This is a genomic window from Burkholderia sp. Bp9142, from assembly GCF_003853415.1.
Taxonomy (GTDB): domain Bacteria; phylum Pseudomonadota; class Gammaproteobacteria; order Burkholderiales; family Burkholderiaceae; genus Burkholderia.
This window is the reverse complement of record NZ_QTPP01000003.1, coordinates 104490-121051: the sequence shown is the minus strand read 5'-3', so window position 1 is coordinate 121051 and position 16562 is coordinate 104490. Positions and strand designations below refer to the sequence as shown.

Annotated in this window: 13 protein-coding genes; 3 read left to right on the top strand and 10 right to left on the bottom strand. The window is 66.2% G+C overall.

What is annotated here, in order from left to right; genetic code table 11:
- The first annotated feature begins 85 nt into the window (after positions 1-85).
- Complete coding sequence (locus tag DIE22_RS04795; protein WP_124495159.1) at positions 86-454, top strand: YbjQ family protein; 369 nt, start codon at positions 86-88, stop codon at positions 452-454.
- Positions 455-464: 10 nt separating this feature from the next.
- Here the strand turns inward: DIE22_RS04795 and DIE22_RS04790 are convergent, their stop codons facing one another.
- The 7 genes from DIE22_RS04790 to betC form a co-directional block, all read right to left on the bottom strand.
- Positions 465-1175: a PepSY-associated TM helix domain-containing protein gene (locus tag DIE22_RS04790; protein ID WP_124604641.1), complete on the bottom strand. Its 711-nt coding sequence runs from the start codon at positions 1173-1175 to the stop codon at positions 465-467.
- Complete coding sequence (locus DIE22_RS04785) at positions 1172-1855, bottom strand: Fe2+-dependent dioxygenase (RefSeq protein WP_124495155.1); 684 nt, start codon at positions 1853-1855, stop codon at positions 1172-1174. The genes DIE22_RS04790 and DIE22_RS04785 overlap by 4 nt, the downstream gene beginning before the upstream one ends.
- Positions 1856-1899: 44 nt before the next feature.
- Entirely contained in the window at positions 1900-4107 is a 2208-nt protein-coding gene (locus DIE22_RS04780; RefSeq protein WP_124604640.1) for a TonB-dependent receptor, read from the bottom strand.
- Between the two features lie 578 nt (positions 4108-4685).
- On the bottom strand, positions 4686-5936 hold the full coding sequence (locus DIE22_RS04775) for an MFS transporter (protein WP_124495151.1): 1251 nt from the start codon (positions 5934-5936) through the stop codon (positions 4686-4688).
- Between the two features lie 222 nt (positions 5937-6158).
- Entirely contained in the window at positions 6159-7298 is a 1140-nt protein-coding gene (locus tag DIE22_RS04770) for a porin (protein ID WP_124495149.1), read from the bottom strand.
- A 256-nt stretch (positions 7299-7554) separates the two neighbouring features.
- Positions 7555-8523 (bottom strand): choline ABC transporter substrate-binding protein, encoded by a 969-nt coding sequence (choX, locus tag DIE22_RS04765; RefSeq protein ID WP_124604639.1) that lies wholly within the window; start codon positions 8521-8523, stop codon positions 7555-7557.
- A 45-nt stretch (positions 8524-8568) separates the two neighbouring features.
- A complete protein-coding gene (gene betC / locus DIE22_RS04760; RefSeq protein WP_124604638.1) occupies positions 8569-10119 on the bottom strand; it encodes a choline-sulfatase in 1551 nt (516 codons plus the stop codon).
- A 201-nt stretch (positions 10120-10320) separates the two neighbouring features.
- Here betC and DIE22_RS04750 point away from each other — a divergent pair, with 201 nt between their 5' ends.
- Both DIE22_RS04750 and purU read left to right on the top strand, forming a co-directional pair.
- Positions 10321-11247 (top strand): choline sulfate utilization transcriptional regulator, encoded by a 927-nt coding sequence (locus tag DIE22_RS04750; protein ID WP_124495143.1) that lies wholly within the window; start codon positions 10321-10323, stop codon positions 11245-11247.
- Between the two features lie 227 nt (positions 11248-11474).
- Complete coding sequence (purU, locus tag DIE22_RS04745) at positions 11475-12359, top strand: formyltetrahydrofolate deformylase (protein WP_124495141.1); 885 nt, start codon at positions 11475-11477, stop codon at positions 12357-12359.
- 161 nt (positions 12360-12520) lie between these two features.
- On the opposite strand, the gene DIE22_RS04740 is transcribed toward purU, so the two are convergent.
- The 3 genes from DIE22_RS04740 to DIE22_RS04730 all read right to left on the bottom strand — a co-directional run bounded on the left by DIE22_RS04740 (position 12521) and on the right by DIE22_RS04730 (position 16549).
- On the bottom strand, positions 12521-14176 hold the full coding sequence (locus DIE22_RS04740) for an APC family permease (protein WP_124495139.1): 1656 nt from the start codon (positions 14174-14176) through the stop codon (positions 12521-12523).
- A 226-nt stretch (positions 14177-14402) separates the two neighbouring features.
- On the bottom strand, positions 14403-15266 hold the full coding sequence (locus DIE22_RS04735; RefSeq protein ID WP_124495137.1) for a glycine betaine ABC transporter substrate-binding protein: 864 nt from the start codon (positions 15264-15266) through the stop codon (positions 14403-14405).
- Positions 15267-15400: 134 nt separating this feature from the next.
- The gene (locus DIE22_RS04730) at positions 15401-16549 is read right to left on the bottom strand and encodes a hybrid-cluster NAD(P)-dependent oxidoreductase (RefSeq protein ID WP_124495135.1); all 1149 of its coding nucleotides are present in this window, start codon (positions 16547-16549) and stop codon (positions 15401-15403) included.
- Positions 16550-16562 lie beyond the last annotated feature (13 nt).

Below are 16562 nucleotides of genomic sequence, written 5' to 3'. Positions count from 1 at the left end.
CGCGCTAGTCAGGCGCCCGTTCGAACGCGTTTCCCGTTCCGGATAGAATCGTCGTTCGATCACTTCCGCACCACGGTGCACCGCCATGACCGATTTCTCCCGCTCAATCAGCGATCTCACGCCCGAGCGCGTCACGACCGCGTTCGACCTGGCCGGCCATACGACGGTCCGCTCGCTCGGCGTCGCACAGGGCATCATCGTGCGTTCGCGCTCGATCGTCGGCTCGTTCGGCGCGGCGCTGCAGACCATCTTCGGCGGCAACATCACGCTCTATACGTCGCTGTGCGAGAAGGCGCGCCAGCAGGCATTCGACAAGATGCTCGCCGATGCGCGCAAGCTCGGCGCGAATGCAATCGTCGCGATGCACTACGACTCGACCGAGATCGGCTCGGGCATCACGGAAGTCATCTGCTACGGCACGGCCGTACAGGTCACGCGCGACGCCGGCGCCTGACCGTCAAGCGTTACACGCCGGCCGCGCACACGATCGCAACGATCGAGCCGACCACGAGCACCGCGCCGATCGTCTTGCGCTTGTTCAGTTCCGTCCACAACAGCACGCCCGTCAGCGACAGCAGGATCAGCGCGCCGGCGAGCGTATCGACGAGCAACACCCAGCCGATGCTCAGCCCGACGCCCTTGTGCAGGTTCGTCAGCCACGCGAGCGTGCCGTTGCCGGTGCGCTTGAGTGTCATCGTGTCGCTGCCGACCCAGTAGTCGACGGCAACGCTTTCACGCGGCGACGCGAACACGAGCTGCCAGTGCTCGGGCTGCACGGTCTCGCGGTCGCCCCACGCGACCGGATGCTCGGGCTCCTGCTGCACGCGGCCCATGCGTTCCGGCAGATGCAGATCCGGTTGCGTACGCAACCATTGTGCAAGGTCACGCGGCGACGCGGGTTCGGGATCGGGCACATCGAGCCGCAACGTCTCGACATGCGGCGCACCGGTCTGGATCCGCAGCGGCGGCGCACGATGATTCAGCAGGAACCCCGTCGCGCCGAACAGCAGGCCGAGCGCGGCGCCCCACAGGCCGACCCAGCCGTGCACCTTGCGCAGCCACTTGATGAACGTGCCGCGGCGCGATCGCGTGCCGCCGGAGCCGGCCGGACGCGCGCCAGGCGCGACACGCGATGCGGGTGCCGCGTCGATTTCGATGGGATCGGCAACGCTCACGTCTCGCTCCAGATTCTCAACAGATTGTGATAACAGCCGACCAGGCTGCGGCACGCCTGCGTATCGGCGCCGCTTGCGTTGAGCCGCTGGATCGCCGTGTCCATGTCGAACAGCAGCGCGCGCTGCGCATCGCTGCGCACGAGGCTCTGCACCCAGAAGAAGCTCGCGACCCGCACGCCGCGCGTGACCGGCGTGACCTGGTGCAGGCTCGTCGCCGGGTAGACGATCATGTCGCCGGCCGGCAGCTTGACCTGCTGCACGCCATAGGCGTCCTCGATCACGAGTTCGCCGCCGTCGTATTCGTCCGGTGCGGACAGGAACAGCGTGACCGACACGTCGGTGCGCAGCTTCACGCCGTTCGGCAGCACGCGCACCGCGCCGTCGACGTGACTGCCGAACGTCATCCCGCCTTCGTAGCGGTTGAACAGCGGCGGATAGACCTGGTTCGGCAGCGCCGCGCTGATGAACAGCGGATTGCGCTCGACCGCGGCCAGGATCACGTCGCCGAGTTCGCGCGCGACCGGCGAGTGCTCGGCGATCTGCTGGTTGCGCTTGACCGGCGCGCCCGTGTAGCCGGCCGTCGCGCGACCGTCGACCCACGCGTCGCCCGCCCGGTCGAGCCGGTCGCGCATCATGCCCACCTGCTCGGGCGTCAGCACGTTCGGTATGTGTACAAGCATCGTTCCACCTGTTTCATCGAATAACGGGACGGCATGCGTACTGCTCAGAACCGGTAGTCGAGCGTCGCGAGGAACGTGCGCCCGATGCCCGGCACGGCGCGACCGCCGTCCGACTGGATCAGCGCATCGTAATAGAACTTGTTGGTCAGGTTCAGCAGGTTCAGGCGCAGGTCCCACTGCTTCGCGTGATACGCGGCCGTCGCATCCCAGCGCGTGTAGCCGCCCACCTGAACGTAGTTCGTATTCGCCGCGTAGCGTCCCGACATGTAGGTCGGGCCGCCGCCGATCTCCCAGTGCGGCGTGAATGCATAGGTGGTCCACAGCGTGAACGTATTGCGCGGCGTATTCGCGAGCGTCTTGCCCTGCGTGCCGTCGAGCGCGCTCAGGATCACGCCGTTCATGTACGTGTAGCTGCCGAACACCTGCCACTTCGGCGTGATGTGGCCCGTCACGCTCGCCTGGAAGCCGCGCACGCGAATGTCGCCTTCGAGCAGGTATTCGCCCGTCGACGTCAGCGTGCGTGCATTGCTCTTCTCCTGCTGGAACAGCGCCGACGTGACCGACAGGTTGTCGTTCAGCAGATCCCACTTGCCGCCGACCTCGTACGACTTCGTGTGTTCGGGCGACAGGTTCTGCGTGTTGTTCGTGACCGTCAGCGTCTCGAGCGACGGGTTGAACGACGTGCCGTACGAGAAGTAGTACGACTGCGATTCGGTCGGCTGGTAGATCACGCCGGCCCGCACGCTCGTGAAATAGTTCGTCTGCGACGCGTAGCGGGGTGCGCTCACCGTGTTCGCGAGATGCGCCTGGAAGCGGTCCCAGCGCAGCCCGCCGACGAACTTCCAGTCGCGGCCGATCGACACCGTGTCGTTCATGTAGGCGGCGAGCGTCGTCGCGCCCGATTCGGCATGGTTGGCCGGCGTCTGCGTCGCGTTGGCCGCGGTCGACGACAGGTAGGCCGGATTGATCAGCGACAGGATCGGCAGGCCGCTGCGCGTGTACGCCTGGTTCGTGTAGCTGTCGTGCCCGAACTCGACGCCCGCGATCAGGTCATGCTTCACGAAGCCCGTGTCGAACTTGAAATGCGCCATCGTGTCGTTGTCGACCGAATGGTTTTCGATCACGCGATCGTGGCTCGCGAGCTTCACATACAGCGCGGACATCGGCAACGACGTGTAGTTGCCGTTCGCCAGCGCGGTGCTCGACGACCGCGGCCCGGTCAGCACCGCGTTCGCGGCCGTCTCGCGCGCGTCGGTCATCGAGTGCGAGAACGACGTGCGGTTGCTGATCGTCAGCGCGTCGTTGACGCGATGATCGATGCGCGCGGACACCGTCTGCACGTCCTGGATCGTGCGGTCGTCGGTGAGGCCGTAGAACGTGTTCTTCGGCACCGGCGCCGGATGGCCGTTGACCGCGAGCACGCCGTAGTCCGGCATGTCGTAGTTGTGCTGGATCAACGCGGACAGCGTGACCTCGGTCGGCGTGCCGATGCCGAAGCGCAGCTCCGGCGCGATCCCGTAGTCCTTGTTCTTCATCACGTCGCGCGTCGAGCCGAGCGACTGGCCGAACGCGTTGATGCGGAACGCCGACGTCGCGCCGAGCGGCCGGTTCAGGTCGACGCTCGTGCGGTAGTGATCGTCGGTGCCGATCGTCGTCGACACCTCGGCCGACGGCTTCAGGTTCGCCTTCTTCGACACCTGGTTGATCACGCCGCCCGTCGAACCGCGTCCGAACAGCATCGACGACGGACCGTACAGCACCTCGACCGAATCGAGGTCGAACGTGTCGCGGTAGTACTGGTTGCGATCGCGGAAACCGTCGAGATAGATGTCGTTCTGCGCGGTGAAACCGCGCAGGTTGATGTTGTTGCCGATCTGCCCGCCTTCCGCGCCGCCGATCGTGATGCCCGGCGCGTTGCGCAGCGCGTCCTGGAACGACGTGAGCCCCTGCGATTCCATCAGCGCCTTGTTGATCACCGTGACCGACTGCGGAATGTCGCGCAGCGCGGTGGGGGTTTTCGCGCCGACGGTCGAGCGCTCGGCCTGGAAGTCCTGCTGCACGGCCTGCCCCGTGACGCTGATCGTCGGCAGCGCGTCGCGCGCGGTCGCGGCGGCGGCCGGCGACGCAGCGCCCGGTTTCGCGGTGGCGGCGGGCGACGCTTCGGCGCTCGTGCTCTGAGCGAGTGCGGGCGAAGCAATAGGCAAGGCAAAGGCCAGCGCGAGCGCGCTCGCGAACGGGGTCCTGTTCGGCATGGAAATCCAGTCGGAATGAAACCGCCCCGCGTGGAACGCGCGGCGATGCGCGCACGAGGCACGGATGCGTTGGCTCGCTGGGCGACGACGATCAGGCCGACGACGACACTGGCTGGCTACGGTTGACGAGTGACCGGCGGCGCAGTCGCCGCAGCGGTCATGAAAATGAGAATCGGTATCATTCCAGATATTTCTTATTGTTTCAATTGATAACCGCTTCGTCATACGAAAGGGCTATGTTTCGAAAAATTACGGAAAGTTAATTGTAATTAGTAGAATAGATTCCGTAATTCTCATCGGTCATTTCATCCGATGAATAATCGCTCGAAGCCCGGCGCAGCAAGGCATTGATGGAATAGCCCCTTTTCGGTTTCCCGCCTCGTCGAATCCGGCCGGCGCTCACGGTTTCCGGCGCCATCGCTTCGACCCAATCGAAACGACGGCTGCCCGTCTGATTAATCAGACGATTATCCAGGTCGAATTCCGTTTGGCAATTGATTGAAAATAGAAAGCGTTTTGAAATAAATTGCCGTGAACAAGGCCGGCTTCAGGCGGATGCATCCGGCCGTGACATCGGCTCAATGATCGCGCTCCAGCGACGTCATGTTCCGCAAGGTCGGAAACAGGCGCATCCACGTGAGCGCAACGGCGATCGTCGCCGCGCCGCCGACCACGATCGCCGCCGGCGCGCCCCACCACGCAGCCGTCACGCCCGATTCGAATTCGCCGAGCTGGTTCGACGTGCCGATGAACAGCGAGTTGACCGCGCTCACGCGACCGAGCATGTCGTCCGGCGTGCGCAGTTGCACGAGCGACAGGCGCACGACGACGCTGACCACGTCAGACGCGCCCAACGCCGCCAGCGCGACGAGCGACAGCGCAAAATTCTTCGACAGCCCGAACACGATCGTCGCGATGCCGAATGCGATCACGCCGCCGAACATCGCGCGGCCCGGCCGCCCCTTGAGCGGAAAGCGCGTCAGCCACAGCGTGCCCGCGAGCGCACCGACCGCGGGTGCCGCGCGCAATGCGCCCAGCCCCCACGGTCCGACCTGCAGGATGTCGCGTGCGTAGATCGGCAGCAGCGCGGTTGCGCCGCCGAACAGCACCGCGAACAAGTCGAGCGACAGCGCGCCGAGGATCGCCGGTTCGCGCCGGATGAACGCGATGCCCGAGAACACCGAACGCAGCGTAACCGGCTCGCGCGCGGGCGGCGCACTGCGCAGCGGAATCGTGCTGCTCAGCACCGCCGCGATCGCGAATGCGACGACGCTCGTGCCGAACGCGACCGGCGCACCAACGCCGTACAGCAGCCCGCCGAACGCCGGCCCGAGAATCTGCGCGGCCTGGTTCGCGGACGTCGATAGCGCGGTCGCGCGCGGCAGGTCGCTGCGCGGCACGACGGCCGGCAGCAGCGACGACACCGACGGCGATTCGAACGCGCGCGTGGTGCCGACGATCGCCGCGAGCGCATACACGCCCGTTGCGGTGAGCCCGCCTTGCGCCGCGCCGAGCAGGAACACGCCGGCAGCCAGCGCCTCGACGCCCTGGCAGATGGTCGCGATGCGCCGGCGGTCGTAGCGGTCGGCCACCTGCCCGACGACGAGCGTCAGCGCGAACATCGGCACGAACTGCGCGAGCCCGACGAGACCGAGCGCGAACGCGCTGTGCGTGAGCGCATAGACGTACCAGCCGATCGCGACCGACAGGATCTGGAATGCCAGCGACGACATCACGCGCGTGCCCCAGAAGCGCTGGAACGGTGCGTGGCGGAACAGGTTGGCGGGTAACGGCGACGGCGGACGGGATTCGGGTAACGGGGTGGTCATCGGAGAGACGTCATCGGAAGGAAGCGGGCGATCGGCGAGGTGCGATGCGGCCAAACGGCGATGATATCGCCAACCGGCCCGCCCCTGCCGGACGCTCGCGCCGCGCCGGCGCCCCCGGCGCACACTGCGCGGCCCCGCCGCCGCGCAAAAAAAAAGCGCGAACCGCGGTTCGCGCCAAAGAGAGACCTCGCTGAAGACGTCGAAAGATCTACCCCACCCCACTCAGAAAGAATGCCGCATCCCGATTCGCACATCGGCCTGCGTCTGCGTGGTCGACGGCGTGAAGCTGTAGCCGATCACCGCATCGACACCCTGCGACGCGCGCAGGTAGTCGCCGGAAATGTAGACGTCGGTGCGCTTCGACAGCAGGTAGTGCAGGCCGGCCGTGCCCTGGTTCCAGTGGTGGCCTTCGAAGCGCGTGTGCTGGTAGCCCGCGATGAAGCTCAACGCCGGCGTGAACTGGTACAGGCCGCCGCCTTCATACACCTGCATGTGCGACGACTGGCCGAAGCCCTTGATCGTCGTGTACGAGTAGTTTGCATCGAGCGTCAGCTTGCCGATCGTGTAGCTCGCGCCGACGCCGAACGTGCCCTGGCTGTCGACGTCCATCGCGGTGTTCGCGAACAGGTCGGTGCGCGCGCCGGTCGCCGGATCGACGGTGACGGTCTGCTGGCCGAGGAACGTGTGCGTGCCGATCATCGCGTACGGGTCGAACGCATAGATGCCGTTCGGGTTGTTCAGGCGCGTGTACGCGGCACCGATCGAGAAGTCGCCCTTCGTGAAGCTCGCGCCCGCGCTCCATGCGCTGTTGCGGTGGAAGTTGCCGGCGACGTTGCCGAACGAATACATCGCGCCGACCTTGAAGCCGTTCAGGTCGTTCGACAGGAACTTCACCGAGTTCGGCAGGCGGTCACCGTTGAAGCGGTCGAAGTCGCCCTGGTGGATCGCATAGCCGCTGCCCCATGCCGAGATGTTGTAGATCGACACGAGCTCGTTGGTGATGTCCAGCTGGTTACCGAACGACAGCGTGCCCCAGTCGTTCTGCAGGCCGACATAAGCCTGGCGGCCGAACTCCGCCCCGCCGAAGCCGAGTTGCCCGTTGCCGAGGTGGAAGCCGCTCTCGAGCGTAAACACGGCCTTCAGGCCGCCGCCGAGATCTTCGGTGCCCTTCAGGCCGAAGCGGTTGCCGTACGCGATGCCGTCGTCGAACTTGACCACGTGCGAGCCGCCCGTGTTGTTCACGTACGTGATGCCCGCGTCGATGATCCCGTACAGCGTCACGCTGCTCTGCGCGTGGCCGATGGCGGGAATACAGGCCGCGCATGCAAGCGCGGCGGCTACGGCAACTTTCTTTTGCTTCATTGTCGACCACCCTCCCTGAACCGTTCGATGGAAAGAACCGTGGCCTGGCGCGCGCCGCAATACGCCGGCTGATTCGAATTCGTTACGTCCGCTGGCTTCGGCATTTCGTTTTCCGCAATAACGAAGCCATTGGCGAAAAATACAAACCCATATTTCCTGCCACCCGTCTGAAGGCGACACCAAATGGTCTCGATGCGACTGGTCGGGAAAACACGGAGACGGGCGGCGCGGCAAAAACCGGCCGCCCGGAGGCAGGTCAGCGGCCGTCGAGCACCGCGCGCACGGCCGGCAGCGCGGGTGCGCCGGCCGCCGTGGTCACGCCGTCGAGCCAGCCTGCGACGAGCGCGGGCTCGGCCTTCAGCGCATGCTGCGCGGCGAGCGACGGCGTCGTCTTGTTGTCGAGCATGTCGGCGATCATCCGGTTCTCGACGTCGACGGAGAAGGTCATCTGCCGGAACAAGCGCGCCAGGTTCGCGCACTGGCCGGCAAAGCCCGGGCGCGTCACCGTATTGACCGTCGCACCGCCGTAGTTCGGCCCGAAGTACGCGTCGCCACCCGACAGGTAGGTCAGGTGGAACTTGGTGTTCATCAGGTGCGGCTCCCAGGCCAGAAACACGATCCAGCGCTTGTCGCGCACCGCGCGCTCGACCTGCGTGAGCATCCCCGTCTCGCTCGATTCGACGAGCGACCAGTTCGCCTGGCCAAGCGCATGGTCGGACAGCATCCGCTTGATGTTCTGGTTCGCGGGCGCACCAGGCTCGATCCCGTAGATCTTGTCGCCGAAGCGGTCCGCGTAGCGCGCGAGATCGGCGAACGTGCGCACGCCCGCGGCTGCGACGTAGTCGGGCACGGCCAGCGTGAACTTCGCGCCGCTCAGGTTCGCGTGCAGCACGTCGATCGACTTCTCGTCGACGAACGGCTTCACGAGCGGCGCCTGCGCGGGCATCCAGTTGCCGAGGAACACGTCGACCTGCCCTTTCTTCAAGCCCTGGTACGTGATCGGCACCGACAGGTTCGCGACGTCCTGCCGGTAGCCGAGCGCCTTCAGCACGACACCGGCCATCGCGTTCGTCGCGTCGATGTCGGTCCAGCCGGGCGCCGCCATCTTCACGTCGCGGCACGTCTGCGGGTCGGCGGCGTGTGCGGGCTGCATCGCCGCCACGCACGCGGCCGTGGCGAGCGCCGTGCCGAGCCTCCGGATTGCTGCATGGGATTGCCGTTTCATGGTTTGCTTCCTCCGTCGTTCGTCAATGAGCGCGATGCGATACGTTCAGCGCCCGACGCGCGGAAAGCGCGCCATCGCTTCGAGCGTGTCGAGTTCGATGTGATTGCGCATGTAGCGCTGGCTCGCGTCGGTGAACGGCTGCCAGTCCCACGCCTGGATGCGGCCCTGCGTCGTCGCCGCGTAATGGAAGCGGCGCCGCCGCTGGCTCGCGCGCACCTGCGCGTCGAGTGCCGGCAGGTTCCAGCGCCGCGCGGCCTCCGCGCGGAACGCGGCGAGCACGTCGGCGGCTTCGGGCAGGCCGGCCAGGTTCGTGCGCTCGCGCGGATCGTCGGCGAGGTGGTAGAGCTGGTCGGGGTCGGCCGGGCAATGCACGTACTTCCAGTCGCCGCGGCGGATCATCACGACCGGCGCGACCGCCCCTTCCGCGAGGTATTCACCCAGTGCGACGTCGTGCGCGGGCGCGCCTTGAAGATGCGGCACGAGGCTCGCGCCGTCAACCGGGTCCGGCCATCCGGCGTCGGGCCAGCCGCCGGCGGGCGCCGCACCGGCCAGGTCGACGAGCGTCGGCAGCAGGTCGACGTGCGACACGGGCCCGCGCACGCGCGCGGCGTCGAAGCGGCCCGGCGCGTGGACGATCAGCGGCACGCGGCAGCCGCCTTCGAAGAACGTCATCTTGTACCAGAGCCCGCGCTCGCCGAGCATGTCGCCGTGATCGGACGTGACGATCACGATCGTGTCGTCGGCGAACCCGCATTGCTCGAGCGCGGCCAGCACGCTGCCGAACTGCGCGTCGACATAGGACGTCGCGCCGTAGTACGCGCGGCGCGCGGCGCGGATCTGCGCGTCGGTCGGCGGCGTGCGGTCGTTTTCGCAGACGAAGCGCAGCCGCCGCGAATGCGGATCGCTCTGCTCCGCGTCGAGCCGCACGGCCGGCATGTCGATCTCGTCGTCGCTGTACAGATCCCAGTATTCGCGCGTGATCGCATACGGATCGTGTGGATGCGTCAGCGACACGACCATGCAGAACGGCCGCGCGTCGTGCCCGGCCGCGCGTTCGCGCGCGACGTCGTACAGTTTCTGCCTGGCCGCGAACGTGACCTCGTCATCGAAGTCGAGCTGGTTCGTGCGCACGCACGGGCCGGCCTCGAGCACCGAACTCATGTTGTGATACCAGCTCGGCCGCTCGGTCGGATGATCCCAGTCCGGCACCCAGCCGAAGTCGGCCGGATAGATGTCGGTCGTCAGCCGCTCCTCGAAGCCGTGAAGCTGGTCGGGGCCGCAGAAATGCATCTTGCCGGACAGCATCGTGCGGTACCCGCCGGCCCGCAGGTAGTGCGCGAAGGTCAGCGTTTGCGCCGGCAATTCGGCGGCGTTATCGTAGGCGCCGATACCCGACGGCAGCTTGCCGGTCAGCAGCGAGAAACGCGACGGCGCACACAGCGGGCTCGCGCAATACGCGGCATCGAACACCACGCCTTGCGCGGCGAGGCGATCGAGCGTCGGCGTGCGCGCGACGCGGTTGCCGTATGCCGGCAACGCGAACGGCGTCAACTGGTCGGCCATCAGGATCAGGATGTTGGGAGTCGGGTTCGTCATCGCGGTCGTGGGGAAATCGGTGTTCGAACGAAACGGCGCGACGCTCGTGCAGCGAAGCAGCCGGCAAGACGGACGCGGCCTGCAGAAAGTACCGCGCGCACTGGCCGCGACTGGCTAGAATCCTGGAAGGCCTGGCGCGGCGCCGTGCCGTCCGAAGCACTATCACCCGCCCGAATTCGCGCGGGAAGGCGTTCGGCCCTTATGAGGCCATTAGAGAGACTTATGTCGAAATCCGAACCGTTACCGTCGATGCAGGCGCTGCGCGCGTTCGAATCGGCCGCCCGTCTCCAGAGCTTCACGGCCGCCGCGCGCGAGCTCGGCTCGACGCAGCCGGCCGTGAGCCAGCAGGTGTTCCAGCTCGAGGCGGAACTCGGCGTGCCGCTGTTCGAGCGCAGCCCGCGCGGCGTCACGCTGACGAGCGACGGCCAGTGCCTGTACGAAGCCGTGCGGGTGAGCCTCGACACGCTGCGCGGCGCCACCGCGACGCTGCGCGCGCGCCGCGAGCACGGCGCGCTCACGATCGTCACGGATTTCGGTTTCGCGACCTACTGGCTGATGCCGCGCCTCGCGGGGCTGAAGCGCGTGATGCCGGACGTCGACGTGCGGGTCGTCACGTCACAGGATTACGACGCGCAGCGCGACCACGCCGACATCGCGATCCTGTTCGGCGACGGCCACTGGCCGTCGTGCACGGCCGCGCGGCTCTTTCCGGAATCCGTCACGCCCGTGTGCTCGCCCGCGTTCCGCGCGGCGCACCCGCAAGTCACACGGCCCGAGCACCTGCATACGCTGCCGCTGCTGCACGTGCAGCCGACGCGCCCCGAGCGCTGGCTGTCGTGGGCCGGCTGGTTCGACGCGCACGGCCTCGACGCGCCGGCCGACGCGCGCGGCGTGACCTTCAACAGCTATGCGCTGGTGATCCATGCAGCGCTGCTCGACGAGGGCGTCGCGCTCGGCTGGTCGCCGCTCGTCGACGAGCTCGTTGCGTCCGGGCAGCTCGTGAAGCTCGTCGACGCGCCCGTCGTGACGTCGCGCGGCTACTTCCTCGTGCGGCCGCCGCAGCGGCCCGAGCCGGACGCGACCCACGTGTTCCGCCGCTGGCTGCTCGACGCGTGCGCGCCGGCCTGAACGGCCGTCCGACCGGTCAGCAGACCCCCGCCTGACGTCCGCCGGGCGGCTGCCAGCGCGCCGGCGCCCGCCCGGGCGGGGCTGGCGCGCCGATACCAGCCACACGGCGGGTTGGTTCTATCCGTGCCCGAATCGTCCTGATTTACTTGAGTCTCCCGCTACCCGCGTAGCCTGGCGCCCGGTGCGCCGCCGCGCGGGTTCGCGCCCCAAGACATTCGAGGAACCTCATGACCGCCGACTCACGCCCCGATCAATTCGTCCTGACGCTGTCGTGCCCGAGCGCGGCCGGCCAGGTCGCCGCCGTCGTCGGCTTTCTCGAGCGCCATCGCTGCTATGTCGATGCGCTGAACGTGTTCGACGACGATCTCAGCAACCACTTCTTCGTGCGCTGCGTGTTTCATCCGACGGATGAGACGCTGCAGATCGACGCGCTGCGCCAGGAGTTCGGGCCGATCGCGGCCGAGCTCGGCGGCCGCGACGGCGACACGCAATGGGCGATCCACGACGTGAACGCGCGCCCGAAGGTGCTGATCATGGTGTCGAAGCTCGAGCACTGCCTCGCGGACCTGCTGTTCCGCTGGCGGATGGGCGAGCTGAAGATGGACATCGTGGGCATCGTGTCGAACCATCCCGACTTCGAGCCGCTCGCCGCGCAGCACGGTCTGCCGTTCCGTCATTTCCCGATCACGGCCGACACCAAGGCGCAGCAGGAAGCGCAGTGGCTCGATTTCTTCGAGTCGAGCGGCGCCGAACTCGTGATTCTCGCGCGCTACATGCAGGTGCTGTCGCAGGAAACGAGCGCGAAGCTCGCGAACCGTGCGATCAACATCCATCACTCGTTCCTGCCCGGCTTCAAGGGCGCGAAGCCGTATCACCAGGCGCATGCGCGCGGCGTGAAGCTGATCGGCGCGACCGCGCACTTCGTGACCGACGATCTCGACGAAGGCCCGATCATCGAGCAGGTGGTCGAACGTGTCGATCACGCGCTGCGGCCCGAGCAGCTGCTCGCGGTCGGCCGCGACGTGGAATGCATCACGCTCGCGCGCGCGGTGAAGGGATTCATCGAGCGGCGGGTGTTCCTGAACGGCGATCGGACGGTGGTGTTTCCGTAAGCGCGTCGCGCGCTCTCCCCGCACGGGTTCGCCAAGCAGCAAAAAAAACCGACCGGCACTCGCCGGTCGGTTTTTTATCGCTTGCCGTTCGACGCTTCGCACGACGGCCCCGGGTGCGGTGTCCGGATTCGTCGCGCACGGCGCGTGCCGCGGTCAGCCGCTTACCTCACCCACGCGAAGTAGTACGACAGCCAGATCGTGAGCCCGGCCCCGATCAGCGCCGCATACGGCATCAGGTTCAGCCACCTCGCGCGCTTCGGCACCTCGAGTTCCATGTCGCGCTGCATCTGCGCGGGGAAACGGCCGCGATCCTGCCAGTAGTGGCGATACAGGAACACCGGCACGATCAGCAGCATCGCGATCAGCCCGTTGCGCAGCGTGCCTTCGCCCTGCAGGTTCGCGCCCGCGCCGACATAGACGAGGTTCGCGTAGCCGCAGATCGAACCCGCGACGAGCAGCCAGGTCGGGCAGCGGAACGGCCGATCCCAGTTGCCGCGATCCATCCGGTGGATCCAGCCCGACTGAAGATTCAGGAACACGAACAGCATGTAGCAGACGTTCGAGATCGACAGCACCGTCATGTAGTCCGACATCATCAGCAACACGAGGTTGAAGCCGAGATCGGTCCACATCGCGCGCGTGGGCGAGCCGTGCTCGTTCACGTGCGACAGGTACTTCGGCAGCCAGCCGTCGACCGAGGCCTGGTACAGCGTGCGCGACGAACCCATCATCGACGTCATCACGATCAGCAGGATCGACAGCATCAGCATCACGATGACCGCATTCGCGACCCATGCGCCTCCGCCGACGATCTTCGCCATCGCGGCCGCAACGCCGGTGCCGTCGCCGATCGCCGGATCGAGCATCGCCTGCGTGCCGAGCGCGCCCTGGAACGCCATCGGCACGAGCGTCATCACGACGAGACACAGCGCCCCCGACCAGAAGATCGCCTTCGCGGTGTCGCGACGCGGATCGCGGAACTCACGCGTGTAGCAGACAGCCGTCTCGAAACCGTATGACGCCCAGCCGGCCATGAACATCGCGCCGAGCGCCATCGTGACGCCCTGCCCGTTCCACGAGCCGAACGTCGCGGCCGTGAGGTTGCCGTGCGCATCGTGACCGAGCGGCAGCAGCGGAAGCAGGTTCGACATCGGCACGTCGCCGGTGACGAACGGCACGATGCCGACGATCAGGAGCGGCGTGAGCGATGCGATGCCGAGAATGCGCTGCGTGCGCGCAGCCTTCGACGCGCCGCTGTGCTGAAGCTTGAACGTGATGAGAAGCAGAATCGTCGCGATGATGAAGATCGCGTTGATTCGCAGCGACAGACCGGGCTTGATGAAACCGAGATCCGCAACCTTGAGCTGCCACTGCAGCACCGCCGCGTCGGCGGGAAAGAGACTCGTGAGTGCATAGCTCGCCGCGAGGCCGCAGCCGAGCGCGAGCATCGGCGACCACGCGAGCCAGTTGCACCACACGGAAACCGGGGCAATCAGCTTGCTGTAACGGACCCAGCCGATCGCGCCATACACCGACGCGCCACCCGATTTATGAGGAAATAGCCCCGATATTTCCGCATAAGTCGCGCTTTGAATCAGCCCCATCGTGATCGCGGCGATCCAGATCGCCCACGCGGGCTGGCCGATCGTCGCGCATACGCCGCCGATCGTGAACAGCACGCCTGCCGGCACACCGCTCGTTACCCAGAATGCGTCTTTCCAAGTCAGGCCACGATGCAGCGTGTGGCCCGTCGAATCATGTGAGATGGTTGCCTCGACATCACTGGTGCGATTTGCACGCAGTCCTGCTTGACTCATCCAATTCCTCCTCTCGATCAGAGTTAGCGCTTCAGCGCTTACTCTGGTCCGATGCAAAGCAGATGACTCCGCACAAGGGCGCTAGTGTAACAACTTACGTGCCTTCTTGCAGAATCAAAAAAATAATTCCGGGATAAGGCCGTGTCGCAGTGCGATTATTTCGCACTCCTTCCAACCTTTCCCGGACTGTCTCGTCATCTATTTATTGCGGCGAATCGCCGCGGGCTTATTGTGCGCCTTCAGTCCACGCATTCACACGGTCTGCATGCGCTGCAATCCATGCATCCGCGGCCGCTTCCGGCTTCGAGCCGTTCTGGATCGCCAGCATCACGCTGTCGATCTCGCCCGGCTTCCACTGGAATTTCTTCAGGAACACGACCACCGGCTTCGCCTTCGTTTCGAGGCCCGGATTCGCGACGCTGTCGACGTGCTCCGCACCGCCGAACACCTTCTTCGGATCCTCGAGGAAGCGCAGCTTCCATTTCGCGAACATCCAGTGCGGTGCCCAGCCAGTGACGATCACCGGCTTGTTCGCGTTGACCGAACGCGCCAGTTCCGCCGTCATCGCGCTACCCGAACTCGGCATCAGCGAGTAGCTGAGGCCGTAGCTCTTGATCGCCTCGTCGGCCTTGCGCATCACGCCGGCACCGGCGTCGATCCCGACGATGCGGCCGCCGAAGTCGGCCTTCTCCGCGTTCAGGTCATCGATGCTCTTCGCCTTCACGTAGGCCGGCACGATCAGGCCGATCTTCGCGTCGTTGAAGTTCGCGCCGAGATCGACGACCTTGGCCTTGTACTGGTCCCAGTACGAACCGTGCGTGACCGGCAGCCACGCGGACAGCGTCGCATCGAGGTCGCCGCGCGCGACGCCCTGCCACATCACGCCGGCCGCGACCGGCACGAGTTGCACCTGGTAGCCGAGCTTCTTCTCGATGATGCGCGCGGCGACGTTCGACGTCGCGACGCTGTCGTCCCAGCCTTCTACATAGCCGATCTTCAGCGTCGGCTTCGTATCCGCGAGTGCCGACGCACTCAGTGCCACCATTGCCGACAGTGCGCCGGTCCACAACAGCTTTCCGAACAACTTCATGGTCGATCTCCTTGATATGCGCTAACCGCGCGTTGCCTCTCTAGGTTCTTCAACCACAAATCCGCGGTATCGTTGTTTTCCGACGGATGCTTGTCCGGACGCGACGCACCCGGACAGCCAATGGCTTGCTTCGACTACTTGTCGATCACGAGGTCCGACAGCGGCTTGCTGCAACACAGCAGCACCATGCCCTGATCGATCTCGCGCTGGCGGATGCCGCCGTTGTGCTTCATCTCCACCTGCCCCGACACGAGCTTCACCTTGCAGGTGCCGCACATGCCCTGCGTGCACGACGCGGGCAGCCGCACACCCGACTGGCGCGCCGCATCGAGCACGTGCTGCCCGGAGCCGCACGCAATCTCGCGGTTGCTCTTCGCGAAGCTGACCGTGTACTGCTTCGTCGCGACGTCGCCGTCGTTGGCCGCCGGCACGAGTTCGGCGAGCACGTCGTCGCTCGCGGTCTGCGCGAGCGTTTCGAACGAGAAGCTTTCCTCGTGATACTGCTTGCGGTCGAAGCCGGCTTCGTCGAGCAGGTCGCGCACGGCCTTCATGTACGGCGCGGGGCCGCACGTGAAGATCTCGCGTTCCATGAAGTCCGGTGCGATCAGCTTCAGCAGCGGCAGCGTCAGGAAGCCCGTGACGCCCGGCCAGTTGGTGCGCGCACCGACGCGCTCGACGACGAACGACGTGCGGAAGTTCGTATGGTTCGACGCGATCAGGTCGAGCTCGCGCGCGAAGATGATGTCGTCCGGCGTGCGTGCGCTGTGCACGAACAGGATGTCGCGATCCTCGGCGAGATCATGGTGCGCGCGGCTCATCGACATCAGCGGCGTGACGCCCGAGCCGGCCGACAGGAACAGGTACTTGCGCGCCGGATGCCGCGCGCACGTGAATTCGCCGGCCGGGCCGAGCACGCGAACCGACGCGCCCGGCTGCAGGTTGTCGTGCAGCCAGTTCGACACCTTGCCGCCCGGCACGCGCTTGACCGTGATCGAGATCGTGTGCGGCCGCGCCGGTGACGACGAGATCGTGTAGCACCGGTTGATCGTCTCGCCTTCGATGTCGAGTTCGAGCGTGATGAACTGCCCGGGCTCGAACGAGAATGCACGGCCTTGCGGCGAACGGAAGAAGAAGCTCTTCACGTCGTGGGTTTCCTGCCGAACGTGGCAGCACACCAGCGTTTCCTCGACGTCGCTCGTCCAGCGCTCCGGCAGCGCGCTCCAGAACGCCGGGTGCGTCACCCGGCTGTCCGCCGGCTCGAAATGGGCCGCATCTCGCATCATGTCTTGCTCCGCT